The sequence below is a fragment of the Arenibacter sp. F20364 genome (genome assembly GCF_023015905.1).
In the GTDB taxonomy this organism is placed as follows: Bacteria; Bacteroidota; Bacteroidia; order Flavobacteriales; family Flavobacteriaceae; genus Arenibacter.
In genome coordinates, this window is sequence record NZ_JALKBD010000018.1 from 74474 (window position 1) to 95067 (window position 20594).

General features: G+C 40.0%; 18 protein-coding genes. 11 read left to right on the forward strand and 7 right to left on the reverse strand.

All coding sequences use genetic code 11. The features are described 5' to 3' along the window. Positions 1-36 precede the first annotated feature (36 nt). The 5 genes from MWU84_RS15355 to MWU84_RS15375 form a co-directional block, all read right to left on the reverse strand. Complete coding sequence (locus MWU84_RS15355) at positions 37-1110, reverse strand: PmoA family protein (RefSeq protein WP_246903041.1); 1074 nt, start codon at positions 1108-1110, stop codon at positions 37-39. A 65-nt stretch (positions 1111-1175) separates the two neighbouring features. Next, entirely contained in the window at positions 1176-2243 is a 1068-nt protein-coding gene (locus MWU84_RS15360) for a LacI family DNA-binding transcriptional regulator (protein WP_246903043.1), read from the reverse strand. A 246-nt stretch (positions 2244-2489) separates the two neighbouring features. Beyond that, the gene (locus tag MWU84_RS15365; RefSeq protein ID WP_246903045.1) at positions 2490-3251 is read right to left on the reverse strand and encodes a CDP-alcohol phosphatidyltransferase family protein; all 762 of its coding nucleotides are present in this window, start codon (positions 3249-3251) and stop codon (positions 2490-2492) included. A 209-nt stretch (positions 3252-3460) separates the two neighbouring features. Then, complete coding sequence (locus MWU84_RS15370) at positions 3461-4477, reverse strand: Gfo/Idh/MocA family oxidoreductase (RefSeq protein WP_246903047.1); 1017 nt, start codon at positions 4475-4477, stop codon at positions 3461-3463. A 74-nt stretch (positions 4478-4551) separates the two neighbouring features. Next, positions 4552-7182: a valine--tRNA ligase gene (locus MWU84_RS15375; RefSeq protein ID WP_246903054.1), complete on the reverse strand. Its 2631-nt coding sequence runs from the start codon at positions 7180-7182 to the stop codon at positions 4552-4554. A 198-nt stretch (positions 7183-7380) separates the two neighbouring features. On the opposite strand from MWU84_RS15375, the gene MWU84_RS15380 reads away from it, so the two are divergent. Beyond that, the gene (locus MWU84_RS15380; protein WP_246903062.1) at positions 7381-7767 is read left to right on the forward strand and encodes a DUF1573 domain-containing protein; all 387 of its coding nucleotides are present in this window, start codon (positions 7381-7383) and stop codon (positions 7765-7767) included. Between the two features lie 62 nt (positions 7768-7829). Here the strand turns inward: MWU84_RS15380 and MWU84_RS15385 are convergent, their stop codons facing one another. After that, positions 7830-9164 (reverse strand): PDZ domain-containing protein, encoded by a 1335-nt coding sequence (locus MWU84_RS15385; protein ID WP_246903065.1) that lies wholly within the window; start codon positions 9162-9164, stop codon positions 7830-7832. Between the two features lie 152 nt (positions 9165-9316). Between MWU84_RS15385 and MWU84_RS15390 the strand changes: the two genes are divergently transcribed. From MWU84_RS15390 to MWU84_RS15430, 9 genes are all read left to right on the forward strand, one after another. Continuing rightward, positions 9317-10507, forward strand: coding sequence for a pyridoxal phosphate-dependent aminotransferase (locus MWU84_RS15390; protein ID WP_246903067.1), 1191 nt, complete (start codon positions 9317-9319; stop codon positions 10505-10507). Continuing rightward, the gene (gene murB, locus MWU84_RS15395; RefSeq protein WP_246903068.1) at positions 10507-11523 is read left to right on the forward strand and encodes a UDP-N-acetylmuramate dehydrogenase; all 1017 of its coding nucleotides are present in this window, start codon (positions 10507-10509) and stop codon (positions 11521-11523) included. Before MWU84_RS15390 ends, murB begins: the two co-directional genes overlap by 1 nt. A 198-nt stretch (positions 11524-11721) precedes the next feature. After that, the gene (locus MWU84_RS15400; protein WP_246903069.1) at positions 11722-12291 is read left to right on the forward strand and encodes an RNA polymerase sigma factor; all 570 of its coding nucleotides are present in this window, start codon (positions 11722-11724) and stop codon (positions 12289-12291) included. Positions 12292-12376: 85 nt separating this feature from the next. Beyond that, positions 12377-13135, forward strand: a complete 759-nt coding sequence (locus tag MWU84_RS15405; protein ID WP_246903070.1) for an anti-sigma factor — start codon at positions 12377-12379, stop codon at positions 13133-13135. 78 nt (positions 13136-13213) lie between these two features. Then, on the forward strand, positions 13214-13417 hold the full coding sequence (locus MWU84_RS15410) for a membrane or secreted protein (protein ID WP_246903071.1): 204 nt from the start codon (positions 13214-13216) through the stop codon (positions 13415-13417). A 36-nt stretch (positions 13418-13453) separates the two neighbouring features. Beyond that, positions 13454-14020, forward strand: coding sequence for a sigma-70 family RNA polymerase sigma factor (locus MWU84_RS15415; RefSeq protein WP_246903073.1), 567 nt, complete (start codon positions 13454-13456; stop codon positions 14018-14020). A 250-nt stretch (positions 14021-14270) separates the two neighbouring features. After that, complete coding sequence (lipA, locus tag MWU84_RS15420; RefSeq protein ID WP_246903075.1) at positions 14271-15146, forward strand: lipoyl synthase; 876 nt, start codon at positions 14271-14273, stop codon at positions 15144-15146. A 69-nt stretch (positions 15147-15215) separates the two neighbouring features. Next, positions 15216-16226 (forward strand): type I glyceraldehyde-3-phosphate dehydrogenase, encoded by a 1011-nt coding sequence (gene gap / locus MWU84_RS15425; RefSeq protein ID WP_246903077.1) that lies wholly within the window; start codon positions 15216-15218, stop codon positions 16224-16226. A gap of 23 nt (positions 16227-16249) precedes the next feature. Next, the gene (locus MWU84_RS15430) at positions 16250-18448 is read left to right on the forward strand and encodes a response regulator (RefSeq protein ID WP_246903079.1); all 2199 of its coding nucleotides are present in this window, start codon (positions 16250-16252) and stop codon (positions 18446-18448) included. Here the strand turns inward: MWU84_RS15430 and lpxK are convergent. Then, a complete protein-coding gene (gene lpxK / locus MWU84_RS15435; protein WP_246903082.1) occupies positions 18445-19449 on the reverse strand; it encodes a tetraacyldisaccharide 4'-kinase in 1005 nt (334 codons plus the stop codon). The two genes, MWU84_RS15430 and lpxK, sit on opposite strands and share 4 nt — an antisense overlap. A 49-nt stretch (positions 19450-19498) precedes the next feature. On the opposite strand from lpxK, the gene MWU84_RS15440 reads away from it, so the two are divergent. After that, on the forward strand, positions 19499-20593 hold the full coding sequence (locus MWU84_RS15440) for a Nif3-like dinuclear metal center hexameric protein (RefSeq protein ID WP_246903092.1): 1095 nt from the start codon (positions 19499-19501) through the stop codon (positions 20591-20593). The last annotated feature ends 1 nt before the right edge of the window (position 20594 follow it).

Consider the following 20594-nt stretch of genomic DNA (forward strand, 5'->3'; position numbering starts at 1 on the left):
TTAACTTTGTTTATCTTGTATGTCTATAAAATTGGGCTAGTAAAGGCCGGAAAACTCCTGCCCCAGGGCATTGATCTCTTCATCGGAAATTTCTCCCGAGCACACCACTGTCCGGAATGCAAAACGAACTGACTCCCCTTTTTTCAAACGCAAGTCCATAGTTTCCTTTCCTTCCGAAAACACATTCTGACCCAATGGGTTTACGGCAAAAAGTCCATAGCCCCTTGCGTGCCAATAGGCCGGATATCCCGGATTCTTTTCATGGTCCAGAATCACCACGGCAACATTCTCCTCCTTATACTTGCCAAAGAGCTTCATCCACTTGGCCCGGGTCCCCCAAACATCTTCACCTTTTATACCTTCACTGCTCCAGTAATCTCCAGAAACCACGTCATTATTTATTACCTTAATAGTCTCAGGGTTTCCATGTGCATCGGTTAATGTTAAAGGGTCATCGGATGGCAGTTCCAGTTCGCGACTTACTCTAATGGCAAACATTCCCTCTTTGGTATCCTTGAACAAAATATCCTCTTGGGCCGTTAAGGTGCTTATCCAATCTATAATCCTCACCTTCCCCTTGTCCATAAAATGAAACTCAATGTCTTCCTTTATCTGTGTACGTCCCTGAGCTTCCCAATTGGTTTGTACCCGTAGTGTTCCTTGGGAATCATTGGCATCGGCCTCCACCACCTCTTGATGCCTGATAACGCCACTAAATGGCTTGCGATCTTCAGGGGTAGCCTCGGAATGCCCCCAATAATCAATACCGTTAACATCGCCATAATTCATCCACATTCCGATATGGTGCGGGTGATCAGCACGCTCTCCGGCTACTTTCTTCAATGGATATTTACGGGTAATCTCCGTACCTTCGGAAGTCACAATAGGCCATAGACATGGCTTCATAATATTATCCGGGTAGATGTAGGACGTGAATAATTCATCCCCGAAGTAGACATCCACTTTTTGTTCCGATACTTTATTTTCTACCCTAATGCCAGGCTTTACTGTATCCTGTGAAGGACTTGCATCGTTCTTTTTGGACTTGCCATTGCCACAAGAACCAAAAAAGACCAATAACAATAAGCAACCAAGTACTCTTACTCCCATAATATTTATTTCTAGTTTAAAGCAAGCCCTCGCGTTTACCAAGTTATGGCTATTGCATAAGACCCTTATTGAAATTTAATATAATAATCTACGTTCTCCTTGATAATGATATCCAAAGGCACGTACTGTATACCGGAGGGCGATTTTTGATAAACAAAAAATTCGAACAAATTCCTCACTGCGGTTACTCCCTGGAATACCGGTCTTTGGGAAATGATGTAATCGATATTGCCATTCTTCAGCTCGGCCACATTTCCAGGAACAATATCAAATCCGACTACCTTTATATCGAGCTCGTGCATAGCATGATACCTAGAGATTAAATGCGCCCTGGAATTGGTAACGAATACTCCCTTTGTTCCCGGGTTTTTAATATAATAGGTTGTAAGTTCCCTGTTTACTTCAGTCTCCGCCGTTGTGGGTATTGTAATAGAATTTATACTTCTTTTCTCCCAAGATCCACGCTCCTTAAAATAATCCCGAAAGCCATTTTCCACAAGGGCTGTGTGGGCACTATTCTCGAATCCCTTAACCATGTTTACAATAAGAATGTCATCTGAAGGGCCTAGGAGAGAATTCAATAATTTCCCGGCAATATAACCACTTCCCCTTAAGTCAGGTCCAATATAACTGAGACTATTCTTGTTTTTGATATTGGCATCTATAAAGACATATGGAATATGCCTTTCTTCCAACTTCGATATGAATTCTAGACTTTCCTTTTCAAATAAGGGCGCCAAGATTACGCCGCTTGGATTCTTCCCAAGGATGGCATCCGCACTTTTAACAAAACTGGATTCGTCGAACAAACTGTACTCATACGCATGAAGTTCCATACCAAAATCCTTATAAACCTCCACTCCCTGGTCCACCCCTATTTTCGGTAGCGCCCAATAACTCTGGGAACTGGTTGCTTCAGGAAACAGGCTACAAACCGTAAACCGACTTCCCAAAGCCAATGTTCTTGCCAGAAGATTGGGGTTAAAATCCAATTTCTCTATAGCCTCTTCCACTTTTTGCCTTTTAGCAGGTGACACCTTTCCCCTATTGTGCAAAACTCTGTCAATGGTCCCTATGGAAACATTGGCATAGTTTGCCAAATCCTGAATGGTGGTCTTTTTATTTTTTGCCATTGAAAATCAACCTTTATAATTATATGACTTTTAATGATTTAAAAAAGTGTGTAGGCACACAAATATAAAAATTATTGGGATATAGAAGTCATTTTTTTGAAATATTACACCACATTTTATGTGTGAATCAATAAAAATGTGTAAGCACACACTTTTTCAATCAAACCATCAATCCAATGTCAGGATTCCCGATTCAACTACTTTATCCTGATGGATAATAAGTAAAAATGCGCACTATAGCCTACCCTACAATGACTTTCTAATGGCGATAAACAAAAAAATGAACAATGAGTAGATCATAAAAAAAGGAATTATGTAGTCTGCCCATCCCAAAACCAGCATCACACTTATTATCAATAGCTGAAACCCAAGCCCAAAGGTAGATACGGCCGTCATAAGCCAATTGGGCAGATGCCTGCCGTTGGCAGCCTCACCATCCAACTTATAAATAATTTGATCAAAACTGCCATAAAGAATCCTGTACCACCAAAAAAGCACATTCACATTACGCTGTTGCTCCCCAACCATTGCCACTGGCGTGCCGGATTCAAAAATTCGACTTGTAACATCGCCATGAAACTTATTTCTCAAGATTACGTAATAATAATTGTATAGGGTACCCTGAAGCTGCAGGCCCAGAAATGCCAACACGGCAAATCCAAAGTCCACATTGGTGATATGCCAGAGTACTACAAATATTAGGATATTCAGAACAAAATCCGACAGGGAATCAAAATACCTCCCAGTATAGGAGGGCGTATCTTTGATCCTTGCCAACTCCCCATCGGCAGCATCCAAGATAGATTTTAGAATAAAAAAGAAGGCTGCATACCAATAGTAGCCATAATACATGCAAACCACCGCTATAACACCTGAACAAAGAAATCCAAACGTAACTTGCACAGGCGTAACAGTCGTTTCTTTTAGTCCGTTCGCAATAACCCTGGCTATTGATCTACCATAGTCGGATAGGTCCAAAAATTTATGGTCTTCCGGTAATTTAGACATTCCCAGCTTTTTTTATGGAGCATTTTTAATGACTTAGCTACCTAAATTTTAAAACAGCACACTTATTTATCCTTACTAAATATACGACTAAATAAGGCGAGAATTATTTAGGCCTCCAAAAAACAACGGTATAGCATTAAAGATTTTGACAGAACATTGGAAGTTTCATATAAAAAAAATGGCAGCAACAAAAAGGATGCTAGCGCTATCTACCCTTCCAAAATCTCAATTTGCCTTATAATATCCTTTTCTGTTATTGGATATGGGATTCCTTCAACAATGGACTTAAAAACATCATCGAACAAATTGATATAAGAGGATTTTACCGATTCTATTTCCTCGGTATGCTTTTCACCGTTCTCGGCAATGGTAGTGAGCACACCATATTTATTGGCATCCTCTATTCCAAACAAAGCATTTCCGGGACTCATTCCCGCCAACAGTTGCTGCTCTTGAATATCCGTTCGCTGTTTCACAAAGGTCCCCTTGGTTCCATTAAGAACAAAAGCGGCTTGCGGCTGCACCACCAACATGCTCATAGTCAAAAACACCTGTACCCCCTTGGGATACAGCAAATGAATATGTACATAATCATCCACCTGGGTTTTGGGCCTAAACTGCCCGGTATACTTGCTCCATTGCAAGGGGTATCCAAAAAGGGCTATGGCCACATCCAATAAATGTGGGGCCAGATCATACATAAGGCCACTCCCCGGTACTGGGGTTTCCTTGGCTATTTTGGGACCTATGTGATACCGATATCTATCATAACGCATATGGGCCTCTACCATGGCCCCCAACTCACCGGAATCCAACACCTTCTTTACCGCCAGAAAGTCACTATCATACCTTCTATTTTGATAAGGTAGGATACAACGATCCTGCCTTTTTGCCTCGGCAAAAAGTTCATTGGCCTCTGCACTGTTAACACAAAAAGGCTTCTCCACCAAAACATGCTTTTTGGCTCGGAGCGCCTTAAGCGAAAATTCGAAATGCGTGAAATTGGGCGTATTTACCACTACCAGATCAATGTCCTTATCGGCTATAAGCTGATCAACTGTGTCGTAACTTTTTATCTTGGGATAAGTCTTACGGGCTATTTTTTTAGTCCTCTCAACCACTGCGGCCAACAGGAATCCGGGATGCTCATTCAAAAACGGGGCATGAAACAAGGTGCCCGACATTCCGAATGAAAGAATACCCGTCTTCAATATCTTTTTGGACATAATTTAAGCTACTTTCATTAAAAATTGGGGTCATTTCCCTTTATCCAGAAACACTATGTTCACATTGGTTACCGTTATTTTAAACTGGCCAGACTCTTCTCCAAGGTATCAATTTTAGCAATGGCATCTGCCTCCTTCTGCCGTTCCAAATCAATTACCTGTGCCGGGGCGTTACTTACAAAACGCTCATTGGAGAGTTTCTTTCGAACCGATACCAAAAAGCCCTTGATATATTCCAATTCCTCTTCCAACTTTTTAATTTCCGCTCCAATATCAATGGCTCCCACCATAGGAACAAAATATTCGTTGGACTTCACCCTAAATGTCAGAGCACCATCCACTGCATTGTCAATATAATCAATAGTCGACAAATTAGTCAGTTTAGCGATAACAACATCCCAATCCTTGGAAATACCCCCATCATTTAAAACTGCCAGTTCAAGGTAATCTTTCATAGGAATATTCTTTTCCTTACGGATGGTACGTATTCCGGCAATAACGTCCGAAGCAAAATTAAAACCTTCAATAAGTTCTTCATTAATTGGCTGCACGTTTGGCCATTTTGCAATTACCAATGCCTGCTCCGGAGTACGTTCGGCAATGTGCTGCCAAACCTCCTCGGTAAGAAAGGGCATAAAAGGGTGCAACAGTTTTAAATTTTCCTCAAAAATATGGATTACAGCATCAAATGTAGTCCTGTCTATAGGCTGCTGATAAGCTGGTTTAATGATTTCCAATAACCAAGAACTATAATCGTCCCAAACCAATTTATAGATGGCCATTAAGGCATCCGAAATACGATACTTGCTAAAATGATCCTCTATTTCTACAAGGGTTTTATTGAATTTTGAAGTATACCATTCAATACCCAACTTGGAAGCCTCTGGTTGTGGCAGGTCTGCCACTTCCCATCCTTTGACCAAGCGGAAACCGTTCCAAATCTTATTGGCAAAGTTTTTCCCTTGTTGGCAGAGGGCTTCATCGAACATTAAGTCATTGCCGGCAGCAGAACTCAGCAAAAGTCCGACACGCACACCATCGGCTCCATAATCCTCAATTAATTTTAGGGCATCAGGAGAATTTCCGAGCGACTTGGACATTTTGCGTCTTTGCTTGTCCCGTACCAAGCCGGTAAGGTATACGTTTTCAAAAGGTCTTTCATTTCGGTATTCATACCCGGACATAATCATTCTGGCCACCCAAAAGAAAAGAATATCCGGCCCGGTCACCAAATCATTGGTAGGATAATAGTATTCTATTTCCTTATTATCGGGTTCCAAAATCCCATTAAAAACACTTATCGGCCATAGCCAAGAAGAAAACCAAGTGTCCAGGGCATCTGCGTCCTGTTTTAAGCCATCCAATGTTAAACCGGAATTCCCAGATTTTCTCCTGGCCATATCCAACGCCTCTTCTTTGGTTTCTGCCACCACAAAATCGTCCTGTCCGTCTCCAAAATAATAGGCCGGAATTTGTTGTCCCCACCAAAGTTGTCGCGAAATATTCCAATCACGGATATTTTCCATCCAATGGCGATAGGTATTTTCGAACTTTTTGGGAAACAACTTAATATCTTCGTCCTCCAAAACCGCCTTTATAGCGGGTTTGGCCAATTTTTCCATACTCAAGAACCACTGATCGGAAAGTCTTGGCTCAATAACAGCTTTGGTTCTTTCAGAAGTTCCAATTTTATTAATGTGCTGTTCGGTCTTAACCAAATACCCCTTTTCCTCCAATTCTTTTGAAATAGCCTTTCGGACCATGAAACGGTCCTTACCTTCGTAATGCAGTCCAAAACTATTTAAACTGGCATCCTCATTAAAGATATCAATGGTCTCCAGATTGTGTTTTTCCCCTAGGGCCTTGTCATTAATATCGTGTGCGGGGGTCACTTTTAGGCAACCAGTCCCAAATTCAACATCAACATATTCATCCTCAATAATAGGGATTACCCTATTACAAATGGGCACTATGGCCTTTTTACCTCTTAAATGGGCATAGCGTTCATCATTGGGATTAATACAGATGGCTGTATCCCCTAAAATAGTCTCTGGTCTAGTAGTAGCTATGACAACAGTTTCATTGGAACCCTCTATTTTATAGGCCAAATAGTATAACAACCCTTGTCTTTCCTCGTAGATCACTTCCTCATCGGACAAGGTCGTTTTTGCCTCGGGATCCCAATTTACCATACGGTAACCCCTATATATCAGCCCTTTATTGAACAGATCCACAAAGACTTTAATAACCGAGGCGGACATATTGTCATCCATGGTAAATTTGGTACGCTCCCAATCACAGGAACAGCCCAGTTTTTTTAACTGTTCCAGGATTACCCCGCCATATTCATGGGTCCAATCCCAAGCATGCTTCAAAAATTCTTCACGGGTGATATCCTTTTTATCTATCCCCTGTTCCTTTAGTTTAGCAACCACTTTAGCCTCCGTAGCTATGGAGGCGTGATCGGTACCAGGTACCCAACAGGCATTTTTCCCCATTAAACGGGCCCTACGGATCAAAACATCCTGTATGGTATTGTTCAACATATGCCCCATGTGCAATACTCCGGTAACATTTGGCGGAGGTATGACTATGGTATATGGCTCCCTATCATCTGGTGTGGAATGAAAATAATTATGTTTGGTCCAATAGTCGTACCATTGGCCCTCTACCCTTTGAGGCTCATATTTTGAAGGAATTTCCATTATTTGGAACAGTTTTTGCTTACCCAGTACGGGCGATTACTAAATGAGTGCAATATTAAGGTTAAACTTGTAGTAATTCTAAGGTTTTTGTCCATTTAGAAATACGAAACAAAAATAAGTAACGTTATTACATAACAAAAGAATTTTGGAGGTTCATTAAAAACATTTACTTTTGAAATTCACCAAAAACTAAAAATAATGAAAAAAATAGTACTAGTTCTATTTATTGGTCTCTTAGGATTTGGCCTAACCGCTCAGGAAAATGCAGCGAAAATTAAATTCAAAACGGAAACCGTTGATTATGGTGAAGTAGCGAAAGGTAGTGATGGTGTAAGAGTGTTTGAATTCACAAACACAGGGAATGCACCCCTTGTTATCAGCAAAGTAAGCTCTAGCTGTGGCTGTACAATCCCTAAAAAACCGGATGCACCTATATTACCAGGTAAAACTGGCGAAATTCAAGTAAAATATGACACCAACAGAGTTGGACCCATTGCAAAGGCGATTACTGTAATTTCCAATGCCGACACCCCAACCAAAGTCTTAAAAATTAAAGGGAAGGTATTGCCTGCAGAAGGCAAATAAATTATATACTTATAAATACAAAAGCTCGTTAAGTACTGAATTAGGTATTTAGCAAGCTTTTTTTATTGAAACATGTCTTTAAGGACATAGGTAATCAACATATCCTTTTGGTAGCGTTCTATTAAAACCTTCACTCTTTTGCCCTCCTTGTCATTGAGCATGTGCAGGATTTGTTGAAGTTTATAGTGATGTACCTTTTTCCCGTTTACTGCCAGAATAACATCCCCTTCCTGCAAACCCGCTTCATGGCCAGGGCTTCCCGCACGTATGCCGGACACTATAATTTCCGGGACCATACTTAGCCTGGTCATATTCTCGAAGAGTATTTGCACATCCCCGAACGATTTGCCACTATCCACCAACACCACCCCGTTTGCATCGGCAATACTTTCGGAAATATAACGCATTCCATTATGCTGTATATCTATTCCGCTCAAATTAAAATCGAACGGTTTATTAAAAAGGGAATTTTTGCGCAAACTCAGGCTACGATTACCATAATTGAATACCAGGGTAAATCTTTTTAGAACCTCTCCGCCCAAACTTCCATTTCTATCTCCGAAAGAGGTCATGGAATTAAAATAGTGTAAATCAGGAAATGCAGTTTTGGCATCCTTCAATAAAAAACCTGCCAATTTGATTCCATCTATTTTGGTCCTTTTTCCATAAATGCTTCCACTTAGTCCCTGGCCCAAAAAATCTACATAATTGTCCCGAGGAACCCCCAATCCCCTATCCAAATCCTCAAAAAGCCATAAAGCATCGGAACTACCCGAATCTATTAATAATTTAACAGGGATACTTTGCTTATTTTTCATAAATACATCACCCTGAACATAGGCTTTGTTTTGAATAATTTGCAAAGGCAGTGTACGGGTCTTGGAGCTTTTTTTGGATCTGTACAGATCAGGGGCATGAAGCTTTAAATATTTGGCAGAATAATTTATCTCAACTATAAAATCCCTAAAGAGATCATAACCAATGATTCCATGTACCGGTATACCCAGCCTAGGGGAAAGATTCAGCTCCTTGTCCATAACCACATAAAGCTGTTGTTCAGTATTGACCACTTCTCCAATTCTAAATATATTGGAGCTAGATATCAAAGCATTAATTGGCTCACCCTCACCAAGGCCTTTTATTACAATTTCCGAAACATTGTTTATTTGTAGGGAATCCTTGTTGGACAAATTAAAAAGGATGGGCTTGTTTACCCCGGAATCCAAAATAAATGAAAGTTCAGCCCCATTTACTTCAATTGGAAGAACAATAAGGTTGTTCACCAATTCAAACTTCACCTTTTGGTACTTTTCTCCAGTCGGTAATTCGAAATTTTGTGATAACAACAAAACGGGACAGCACCAAATAAGGAAAACGATATGTCTTAAGGAAGCCATCTTATTTCCATTTTTAAGTAACCTATTCCCCTAATTTACGCACAAAACCCTTGACATCAGAATCTTTTAACATATTCCTATGGAATCAAATAAGGCGCTTTTGTTGTTTTCTCCGTGTTGATTTCTCATTTTTGCTTAAAATTAAAACCCATATGCCGTCAATTTCACGGAGAGGCAAAACAATGCCGCAATCTCCAATAAGAAAATTAGTACCTTTTGCTGAAGCTGCCTTGAAAAGGGGAATCAAGATCATTCACCTTAATATTGGCCAGCCAGATATAAAAACACCTAAAGTTGCCTTGGATGCCGTTAGGAACAATACCTTGGAAGTCCTGGCCTATAGCAGAACCGAAGGTTCCGAGACCTACAGGGAAAAAATTGCCCGCTATTACGCAAAGAATGACATTCACGTACATGCGGATAATATTATAGTTACCACTGGTGGCTCGGAAGCATTGTCCTTTGCTTTGGGCAGCATAGCGGATAACGATGACGAAATTATTATCCCTGAGCCCTTTTATGCCAATTATAACGGATTTGCCAACGCAACCGGAATAAAGGTAGTACCTGTTGTTTCGAACATCGAAAACAATTTTGCACTGCCTCCCATTGAGGAATTTGAAAAACTAATAACACCTAAAACCAAGGCAATTCTAATTTGTAATCCCGGCAATCCAACTGGCTATTTGTACACCAAGGAGGAAATTAAGAAGCTTGCCGCGATAGTTAAAAAACACAACCTCTTCTTGGTTGCCGATGAGGTATACCGTGAATTTACCTATGACAACAGGGAGCATCATTCCATTCTACAGGAAGAAGGATTGGAAGAACATGCCATTGTAATTGACTCGGTTTCCAAAAGGTATAGCATGTGCGGGGCTCGAATTGGGTATTTGGTCTCTAAAAATAAGGAAGTGATGCAGACCGCCCTAAAATTTGCACAAGCACGACTTTCACCTCCTACCTATGCCCAGATTGCGTGTGAAGCCGCCTTGGACACCCCACAATCCTATTTCGATGATGTAAAAAAGGAATACGAGGCTCGCAGAAACCTCCTTATTACCGAATTAAGTGAACTAGACGGAGTAGTAGTGGCCCAACCACAGGGGGCATTTTACTGTATTGTCCAATTGCCAATCGACGATGCGGATTCTTTTGCCCGGTGGTTACTGGAAGATTATAATTTGGATGGAGAAACTGTAATGGTAGCCCCTGCAGCAGGGTTCTATGCTACGGATGGACTAGGAACAAACCAGATACGGATTGCCTATGTTTTGGAAAAGGATGATTTAAAAAGAGCCGTTCATATTTTAAAAGAGGCCTTAAAGGCATATGTGCTCTAATGGAGATACAGCAAGACATATCCCTAAAGAAGTACAACACGTTCGGTATTGACGCCAAGGCTAAATTCTTTTGCGAAATAAATTCCATCGATGCCCTAAAAAAGGCACTTGCTCTTAAGGGTTACCCCAATTTATTTGTACTTGGGGGCGGCAGTAATATGCTCATTACAAAAGATTTGGAAAATCTGGTGCTCCATATAAACCTAAAGGGAATTGAGGTAGTATCGGAAAATAACGATGAGGTCGTCATAAAGGTCAACGCAGGCGAAAATTGGCATAATATGGTATTGTGGACCTTAGATCACAATTATGGAGGATTAGAGAATTTATCCCTCATTCCTGGAAACACAGGTACCGCGCCAATACAGAACATTGGGGCCTATGGCGTTGAACTCAAGGACACTTTCGTAAGTTGTGAAGCTATGGAAATAGGCACCCAAAAACTTAAAACCTTCACCAAGGAAGAGTGCCAATTTGGCTATCGCGATTCCTATTTTAAAAATGAAGGGCTTGGAAAATACATTATCACCTCGGTCAGTTTTAAACTGACCAAAAGAAAGCATACGCTACATGTTGGCTACGGGGCCATTGTTTCCGAACTGCAAAATAGCGGTATCACCGAGCCTAGTATTGGGGATGTCTCCAATGCAGTTATTTCCATTAGAAAAAGTAAGTTACCAGACCCCAAAGAATTGGGCAATAGTGGAAGTTTCTTCAAAAACCCTGTAGTAAACAGGCAGCAATTCGAAAATTTCACCAAGTTGTACCCGAATGCGCCCTATTATAAAATTTCAGAAAATGAATTCAAGATTCCCGCAGGTTGGCTAATAGAGCAATGTGGATTTAAAGGAAAGCGATTTGGAGATGCCGGAGTACATAAAAACCAAGCCTTGGTGCTGGTCAATTACGGTAATGCCACAGGTGCTGAAATAATTGAACTGGCAGAAAAAATCATGGAGAGTGTGGCGCAAAGGTTTGGAATTAGCATTGTCCCAGAGGTCAATATAATTAAATAACCCCTGACACATAATGCCAGGGGCTATACCAAACCAAACTAACCAAAAATTAAATGCACAGTTACCAGCTGTCCATTTATCCAATTAATACGCTAACTATAACAATCAATTTTATAATTTAGCGTTTGTGTATATACGAGGAGAATTAGGGTATTGGATGATTACCAAGAAACTTTTTTTTGAGAACACACCTATTATATGAGCATATTACTGGAAAATCATATTGTTGAGCTTCTTCAAGAGCGAAATGACAAGGCCATTTCACTCCTATATGAGCACTATGGCGATACCTTGTACGGGGTTGCCTACAAAGTTGTACGCGATGAGGAGTTGGCCCAAGATGTTGTACAGGAAAGCTTTATAAAGATCTGGAAAAAATCGGATTCATACGATGCCACAAAGGCCAAATTATTCACTTGGCTTTTTAGGATTACTCGAAATACGGCCATAGACAAATTAAGAAGTGTCAACAACAAATCCGACAAGGAAATCCAAATGGACGTTTCGGACGTATATAAACTAGGAACTGAAGGTATAATTCCTGACTTGATGGACGTTCAGGATAATTTGGATAAAATAGATTCAAAATATCAAATTGTATTGGACGCCTTATTTTTTCAAGGAATGACCCAGCAGGAGGCAAGCGAAGAATTGGACATACCTCTAGGTACTATCAAATCTAGATTAAAGATTGGACTTAGGGAATTAAAGAAGATATATGGTTCAACAATGGTCTTTGCCTATCTAATAAGTTTATTTATGAATTAAAGCACGAGCTTGACAAGATTAAGACGCAACTATTAAGCTGACGTTTAGGCTTTGCCGACCAAATTGTGCAAAAAACAATAAAGCCATGAAAGAAAAAATTAGAATATTTTTAGAAACAGACCTTCTGGAGAAATATCTCTTGGGCACTACTTCCCAAGAGGAAGCATTACAGGTAGAAAGATATATTGCCATGTATCCCGAAGTTAGGGACACCTACTCCGAACTTCAGGAAAACCTTGAAGTATTTGCCAAACTACATGCCATTAAAACTCCGGATGGCCTTAAAGAAAGAATTCAAAATAAGATCAAAAATGAGAATTCCGGCAGATCAAAATTCTTTAGGTACGCTATTGCGGCCAGTTTTGCCGCACTTCTTTTTGCAGGAGCATCCTATTTCTTTTGGAACCAAAACCAAAACTTACAAGAGGAAAATGTTATTGTCAACAATAAGATCCAAAACTTGGAAGAGAATATGCGCATACAATTGGAAGATGTCAGAAATCAATTTATTGTCCTTAACAATCCCAAAACCAAGCGACTTACAGTTAAAGGCAACAATAAGGCCAAAGAACTTAAGGCGGTTGCTTATGTTAATCCCGTAAAAAAGCTTTCCTATATCAATGTGAGCAAATTGCCAAACCTACCGGAAAACCAATGCTACCAAATGTGGGCGGAGGTCAACGGACAAATGCTCAACCTGGGAGTAATTCAGGAGGCTAGCAATAGTGAAAAACTAATGGCCCTACCCTATGGCGAGAATGCCGTTGGATATATCACCATTGAACCAACAGGAGGTAATTCCAAGCCTACCATCGAAAATATAGTAGCAAATATCTCCTATTAAATTAAGGACTTAAAGTAATCCTAATCATTATTGGGAAGCTTAATAATTTCATATCTTTGCATAAAATAATGCAAGGATATGAAATTATTACTTTTAACAATAGGTCTACTTGCACTTGCTTTTGCAGGTATTGCCATAAAAATTTGGTCCAAAAAGGATGGCAAATTCGCTGGAACATGTGCCAGTCAGAGTCCGTTTTTAAATCAGGACGGTGAAGCATGTGGTTTCTGTGGCAAACTCCCTACCGAGCAGGACTGCAGAAAGGATTCAGTAACGCAATAAAAATCCTCCAAATATCACCCTATACAAATTCTCATCTTGGACAAAACCGAAGAACCGCTTCCCAAACTTATTGAAAAAGCCAAATTGGGCAATCAGATAGCCTTCAGTGCCTTACTAAATAGCTTTTGGAACGATGTCTACGGTTTTCAATTGATCCGAACCAAAAATGAGAACGACGCCGAGGACATTACTATCCAGACCTTTTCCAAAGCTTTTGACAATATACATACCTTTAATGAGGCCTATGAATTTAAGACCTGGCTGATTGCCATTTCCAAAAATTTGCACATAGACCTAATCCGTAAAAGCAAAAGAAATGTCCTACAAGGCAACCAAGATGGTAGCAGCGAAGCCATTAAGAAAGTTTTGGATGATGCCCCCTCCCCAGAGGACAGTCTAATAACCGAACAAAATCTAGCAGCTTTATTGGAGTACATCAAAAGGCTGAAACCACATTACCAGGAAGTAATAAACCTACGATATTTTCAGGAGCTTCCCTATTCCGAAATTGCTGAAAAATTAGGGGAACCCATCAATAACGTAAAAGTTAAACTACTACGGGCCAAAAGGCTGCTTGCAGAAATTATTAAAAATAATAATTAGATGCTAGGCACTGGCCATAGAGTATAAGCCAAGAAATACAACGCCCTGCCCCTCCGAAAGGCTACCAGCTTTTTTTTCACTGTCATCCTCCTATCTCCCTGCTTACCGCAAGCAGCTTAGTACCCCATTCCATTCTAGTCCACCCGCTTAAATTTACAGTGCAACCAGATTGATGGTGGCTTTGCCATACTTTGCTTCCATTTGGCAATTTAACTATTTCCCATTTCGTATATTTGTACAAAATCTTAGCATGAGTATCGAAACTATAGACAGTGTTATCCCTCCAAAAGGCAAACCCAAATGGTTAAGGGTAAAACTTCCAACGGGTAAGAAATACACCCAGTTGAGAGGATTGGTGGATAAGTACAATCTTCATACTATCTGCACCTCCGGTAGTTGTCCAAATATGGGCGAATGTTGGGGCGAAGGTACCGCCACTTTTATGATCCTAGGAAACGTTTGCACCCGTTCCTGTGGATTTTGTGGAGTAAAAACAGGTAGGCCAGAAGATGTAGATTGGGCAGAGCCGGAAAAAGTGGCCAGGTCCATTAAAATAATGGATATTAAGCATGCTGTAATTACCTCGGTCGATCGTGATGATCTGAAGGATATGGGATCTATAATATGGGCCGAAACCGTGAAGGCCATACGAAGAATGAATCCCAACACCACGCTGGAGACCTTGATTCCTGATTTTCAAGGCATCACCACCCATTTAGATCGAATACTTGCTGTTGGGCCCGAAGTGATATCCCACAATATGGAAACGGTAAAAAGGCTAACAAGGGAAGTTCGTATACAAGCAAAATACGAAAGAAGTCTTGGAGTCCTTTCCTATTTAAAAGAAAACGGCGCCAACCGCACCAAGTCTGGAATAATGCTGGGGCTTGGCGAAAGGGAGGAAGAGGTCATCCAAACCATGGAGGATCTGAGAGCGGCCAATGTAGATGTCGTTACTATTGGACAATATTTGCAACCATCCAAAAAACATTTACCGGTAAAAGAGTTTATTTTGCCAGACCAGTTCAAGAAATATGAAGAAATAGGACTTCAACTTGGTTTTAGACACGTAGAAAGCGGCGCTTTGGTTCGCTCTTCTTACAAGGCGCACAAACATATCAAGTAAGCAAAACTTACACCCCATATCTATATTATCATCCCGTATTTTATACGGACAAAATGGCTTACCACTTTTATGAAGCAGATTAATATTGGCATAAACGGCTTTGGCCGAATTGGTCGTACCCTGTTTAGACTCCTTAGTGAACAACATCATTTAAGAGTGGTGGCAATAAACGATTTGGCCGATGCACCTACTTTGTCCCATCTCTTAAAATATGATAGTATACACGGTGTATTTCCAAAAGAAGTATCACACAGTGAAAGTCATATAATCGTTGAAAATAACAAAGTCGCCCTATTAAATCACAAATCTCCCAAAGATATACCTTGGTCCGATCACAAGGTTGATATCGTTGTCGAGGCCACTGGGAAGTTCAAGGACAGGGACATCTTGGAGGAACATTTAAAAAATGGGGCAAAAAAGGTTATTCTTAGTGTACCTCCAACCGAGGATGACATAAAGATGGTGGTATATGGTATAAACCATGAAACCATGGATAAGACGGATGATATTATTTCCAATGCTTCCTGTACCACCAACAATGCGGCACCCATGATCAAGGTAATACAAGATCTTTGTGGTATAGAACAGGCCTATATAACCACCATCCATTCCTATACCACGGACCAAAGTCTGCACGATCAACCACATAAGGATCTAAGAAGGGCCAGAGCGGCCTCACAATCCATTGTCCCTACCACTACCGGTGCAGCTAAGGCATTGACGAGAATTTTTCCCGAATTATCCGATGTTATAGGCGGCTGTGGCATTAGGGTTCCAGTGCCCAATGGCTCTTTGACCGATATCACTTTTAATGTAAAAAGACAAACTTCCATAGAGGAAATTAATGATGCTTTTTATAAAATATCGCAAAAAGAACTTAAAAACATTCTATATTACACAAAAGACCCTATAGTTTCCATTGATATAAACAATACTTACTACTCTTGTACGTTTGATTCTCTGATGACTTCCGTCATCGGAAAAATGGTAAAGATTATTGGATGGTACGATAACGAATCCGGATACAGCAGTAGAATTGTAGATTTGATTAACTTTATAATAAGTAAAAAATACGTTTGAGACTTATATTCTTACATATAAATTTGAACAGAAAATTTTGGATCCTTACGGTTCTATTGTTTTTTTGCCTTGGCCATTCCTATACCCAAGAAAACAAAACTGCGGGGACCGACATAGAATATTATTTTGAAAAAGCCAGGGAATGGGGCAATAAAAATAAGATGGAACTTGCCTTGGAGGACTTAAATACCGCCATGGAAATTGCTTTTAAGAACAATGACCAAAAGGCCTTGATAGATACCTATCACAAATTTGCCATTTTATATTTACGACTTCAAAAAGATGATAGCGCCGAATATTATGCGGACAGATCAAAATCCCTTTTAAAAGATATTTCCTATCCTTATGGTGAAGCAACACATAAATATATAGATGCCATTATTTCTTATCGGGAGGGTAAAAATTTCTTGGCCATCTCAATGCTGAACGAAGCCAAACAGATAAACAACGATAGGAATTTATTGAACAATATTCTTTTTGTAGAGGGAATTATTTTCCTAAACCTGGAAAAATATGAAAGCGCTACAAAAAATTTCAACGCCCTTGCCGTAAATACGGATATATATGAGAAAGACTATCTGGCTGCGAAGGCACATGTTAAATTAGCAGAAATCCACAACAAAACAGAGGATTACGAGGAAAGCATCAAAAATGCACAGAGCGCCCTAAAATTAGCCAAAGCGAATGACTTTTATTTGGAAGCATTGGAAGCCAATAAACTGCTTGCCCAATCCAATGAAAAACTGGGACTTTTTGAATCTGCCTTGTTTTTTAATAGAAACATATTGAATATCAAGGATTCTATCTTTACCATTGAAAAGAGTCTTGGGGAAGCCAAAACAGCGGATAAGATCCAAACAAATTTTATGAAGGATGAAATTGGCCGACAGGAAGCCAAGATCGAAGAACTTAGTCAATCCAAAAACAGAACTGAAATAACTGCCATTTTAACTTCGGCCTTTTTGATAGTCATTTCCATATTGGCAGTTTCACTCTACCGTAACAACCAGATCAAATTAAAGACCAACGATCTATTGCATACCAAGAACAACGAATTGCAGGCTGCAAGGGATGCCGCGGTAATGGCCATGGAAGCCAAAACCAATTTCTTGTCCACAGTTAGCCATGAATTGCGAACACCTCTGTATGCCGTTACCGGCCTAACACACTTATTGCTGGAGGAGAACCCAAGTGAAAATCAAAAAGAACATTTAAAATCGCTGAAGTTTTCCGGGGACTACTTATTGAATTTCATAAATGACATCCTACAAATCAACAAAATAGATGCAGACAAGCTAGAGGCACTGCAAATAGATTTTAATCTAAAAAAGATACTTTCTGAAGTAATCAATTCCTTGCATCAGAGTGCCAAGGCCAACAAAACCAAAATTGTACTGGAATTTGATGAGGATATTCCATCGCACCTTTTGGGAGACCCCCTTAAACTTTCCCAAGTTTTCATAAATCTAATTGGAAATGGAATAAAATTTACCAAGGAAGGTCAAGTAACAGTTATAGCCAAGCTCGCCAAGAAAGTGGAGGAGAATTTGACCATTTATTTTGAGGTAAAGGATAATGGAATTGGAATAGACCCGGAAAGGCAACTTACCATTTTTGACAGCTTTGAACAAGGCTCTATCCAGATCAACAGGGAATATGGTGGTACCGGCCTGGGATTGACCATAGTAAAAAGCTTACTGGGATTATTTGGCAGTAAAATTGGACTAAAGAGCGAATTGGGCAAAGGAAGTTCCTTTTTCTTTGAGTTGGATTTAAAAAGCAAGGATGACCTTATTGATGATATCCCATTCGAAATTACCGAGGTGGAATACGATTTTGCAGGACTTCATATATTGATTGTGGAGGACAACAAAATTAACCAGGTGATTACCAAGAAAATGCTCAATAAAAAGGATATTACCTGTGACATTGCCAGCAACGGATTAGAGGCCGTGGCCATGGTTAGAAAAACGGATTATGACTGTATCCTAATGGATATCCATATGCCTGGAATTAGTGGTGAAGAAGCTACAATAGAAATCAGAAAGTTCAATAGATTAGTGCCTATTATTGCCCTTACTGCGATTTCCTTAGATGACAGTTTGGAAAGTTTTTATGCTGCCGGATGTAATGATGTAGTTACGAAACCCTTCAAACCTGAGATATTCTATCAAAAAATAGGCGAGAATATATTTAATTCCAAAAAAAAAATTGAAGCCTAAGGAGTAGTTGGATCATCGCTCAACAAATTCAATAACACCTCTTTTCCCCCGTTCATAAATTTGTGCCTTACCCCTATATAATAAAGGTTTTCCACCTTGCCCTCCAGCCTTACATAATCCTTTTCGGTCGTAAGCACAAGGTCCCTACTATTGAACAAGGCAATTTCCTTCTCCGAAAAAAAATGATGGTCGGGATAGGCCAAATGTTCAAAGGGAATTCCTTGACCGCTTAAGAAGCTTACCAACGGTTTTGGATTTGCTATTCCAGTTACCAAAGTCACTTTTCTATTTCTGAGTTCGGCCAAGTCCATCTCCCCCAAGTTGCCTTTTAATGATTTTTCATAATCCAAAAAGCTAAAAATTACTTTTTGACTTGTAGCAGGGTTCAATTTTTTTAGGATTCCTTGTTGCTCGGACCCGCTCAAATTAGGGGGACATTTAGTAACCACAATGATATTGGCACGTTTGGCTTCGCGTTTGCTATCCCTTAAATTCCCACTAGGCAAATACCAATCATCAACATATAAATTGGAGTAGGAAGTCAATAAAACATATTGACCACATCTCACTTTTCTATGTTGAAACGCATCATCCAATAAAATAATATTGGGGCCAATGGTTTTCTCCAAAATGGAAATGCCGTTCCGCCTGTCCGCATCGACCGCAACAAAGGCATTGGGGAATTTTTTATGGATCTGATAGGGCTCGTCGCCTAGTTCCCCTACGCCTATACCAGGTTTGGCCAACACATACCCTTTCGATTTTCGACCATACCCCCTGCTCAACACCGCTATTTTAGATTGCGCTTTAACATTGGCAATAAAAAATTCTATCATTGGCGTTTTACCCGTACCCCCTACGCTTAGATTCCCAACACAAATTGTTTTGGTTCTAAAGGATTCGGAAGAAAAAATACCTACATCATAAAGATAATTCCGCAGGTATACCACCAGGGCGTATATCAGTGAAATGGGAAAGCCTAATTTTCTTAGTAGCTGCATTAGAACGAAAATATAATATTTTATCTTTGGAAGACCATAAATTCTAAAAATGATCATAAAACAAGTCATAGAGACCCTGGAAGAGTTGGCGCCACTGAATTATGCTGAAGATTTTGACAATGTGGGGCTCTTGGTAGGGAATGCCAATAATGAGGTAAGCGGTATCTTGGTAACCTTGGACACCTTGGAAAGTGTAGTAGATGAGGCCATAGCAAAAAAATGCAATCTTATAGTTAGTTTCCACCCGATTATTTTTGGTGGGTTAAAGAAAATTACTGGCTCCAATTACGTGCAAAGGGTAGTAATTAAGGCCATTAAACACGATATTGCCATATACAGTATGCATACCGCATTGGACAATTGCCCCCAAGGGGTCAATGCCAAAATCTGTGAAGTACTAGGACTGCACAATACAAGTATTCTTATCCCACAGACGGGCACAATTGGAAAATTGACCACTTATGTCCCCAAGGAGAATGCCGAAGCCCTTAAAACCGCTCTATTCCATGCCGGAGCCGGAAATATTGGCAATTACAGCAATTGTAGTTTTACAGTCGAGGGCACGGGGAGTTACCAAGCCAATGCGGGAGCCAACCCCTATTTGGGGGAAATTGGGGAAACACATTATGAGAACGAATCCCAAATAAGCCTTACCTATGGGAAAGCAAATGAACAAAACATTTTGAAAGCCCTTTTTAGCAACCATCCCTATGAGGAGGTTGCCTATGAGCTACAAACTTTGGAAAACAAAAATCAAAATATTGGCATGGGCATGGTAGGAAATTTGGAAAAATCGATGGACGAAGTCGATTTTTTTGATTTTTTAAAGAAAAAAATGAATGTTTCCTGCATAAGACACTCAGATTTTATAGGAAAAAAAATACATAAAGTTGCTCTTTTGGGAGGAAGCGGCTCTTTTGCCATTTCTTCCGCAATAGCCGCAAATGCTGATATTTTCATAACATCCGATTTAAAATACCATCAATTTTATGAGGCGGAAGGTAAAATACTCTTGGCAGATATTGGGCACTATGAAACAGAGCAGTTTACAAAAAATCTCTTAGTTGATTATCTTACGAAAAAAATTCCTAATTTTGCAGTCTCTTTATCGGAGAGCAAAACAAATCCCATCAAGTATTTTTAAA

What these genes read in the sequence shown, in the direction of transcription:
- MWU84_RS15355 (WP_246903041.1), bottom strand. Translation starts at nt 1,110, where the DNA reads ATGGGAGTAAGAGTACTTGGTTGCTTATTGTTATTGGTCTTTTTTGGT.
- MWU84_RS15360 (WP_246903043.1), bottom strand. Translation starts at nt 2,243, where the DNA reads ATGGCAAAAAATAAAAAGACCACCATTCAGGATTTGGCAAACTATGCC.
- MWU84_RS15365 (WP_246903045.1), bottom strand. Translation starts at nt 3,251, where the DNA reads ATGTCTAAATTACCGGAAGACCATAAATTTTTGGACCTATCCGACTAT.
- MWU84_RS15370 (WP_246903047.1), bottom strand. Translation starts at nt 4,477, where the DNA reads ATGTCCAAAAAGATATTGAAGACGGGTATTCTTTCATTCGGAATGTCG.
- MWU84_RS15375 (WP_246903054.1), bottom strand. Translation starts at nt 7,182, where the DNA reads ATGGAAATTCCTTCAAAATATGAGCCTCAAAGGGTAGAGGGCCAATGG.
- MWU84_RS15380 (WP_246903062.1), top strand. Translation starts at nt 7,381, where the DNA reads ATGAAAAAAATAGTACTAGTTCTATTTATTGGTCTCTTAGGATTTGGC.
- MWU84_RS15385 (WP_246903065.1), bottom strand. Translation starts at nt 9,164, where the DNA reads ATGGCTTCCTTAAGACATATCGTTTTCCTTATTTGGTGCTGTCCCGTT.
- MWU84_RS15390 (WP_246903067.1), top strand. Translation starts at nt 9,317, where the DNA reads ATGCCGTCAATTTCACGGAGAGGCAAAACAATGCCGCAATCTCCAATA.
- murB (WP_246903068.1), top strand. Translation starts at nt 10,507, where the DNA reads ATGGAGATACAGCAAGACATATCCCTAAAGAAGTACAACACGTTCGGT.
- MWU84_RS15400 (WP_246903069.1), top strand. Translation starts at nt 11,722, where the DNA reads ATGAGCATATTACTGGAAAATCATATTGTTGAGCTTCTTCAAGAGCGA.
- MWU84_RS15405 (WP_246903070.1), top strand. Translation starts at nt 12,377, where the DNA reads ATGAAAGAAAAAATTAGAATATTTTTAGAAACAGACCTTCTGGAGAAA.
- MWU84_RS15410 (WP_246903071.1), top strand. Translation starts at nt 13,214, where the DNA reads ATGAAATTATTACTTTTAACAATAGGTCTACTTGCACTTGCTTTTGCA.
- lipA (WP_246903075.1), top strand. Translation starts at nt 14,271, where the DNA reads ATGAGTATCGAAACTATAGACAGTGTTATCCCTCCAAAAGGCAAACCC.
- gap (WP_246903077.1), top strand. Translation starts at nt 15,216, where the DNA reads ATGAAGCAGATTAATATTGGCATAAACGGCTTTGGCCGAATTGGTCGT.
- lpxK (WP_246903082.1), bottom strand. Translation starts at nt 19,449, where the DNA reads ATGCAGCTACTAAGAAAATTAGGCTTTCCCATTTCACTGATATACGCC.
- MWU84_RS15440 (WP_246903092.1), top strand. Translation starts at nt 19,499, where the DNA reads ATGATCATAAAACAAGTCATAGAGACCCTGGAAGAGTTGGCGCCACTG.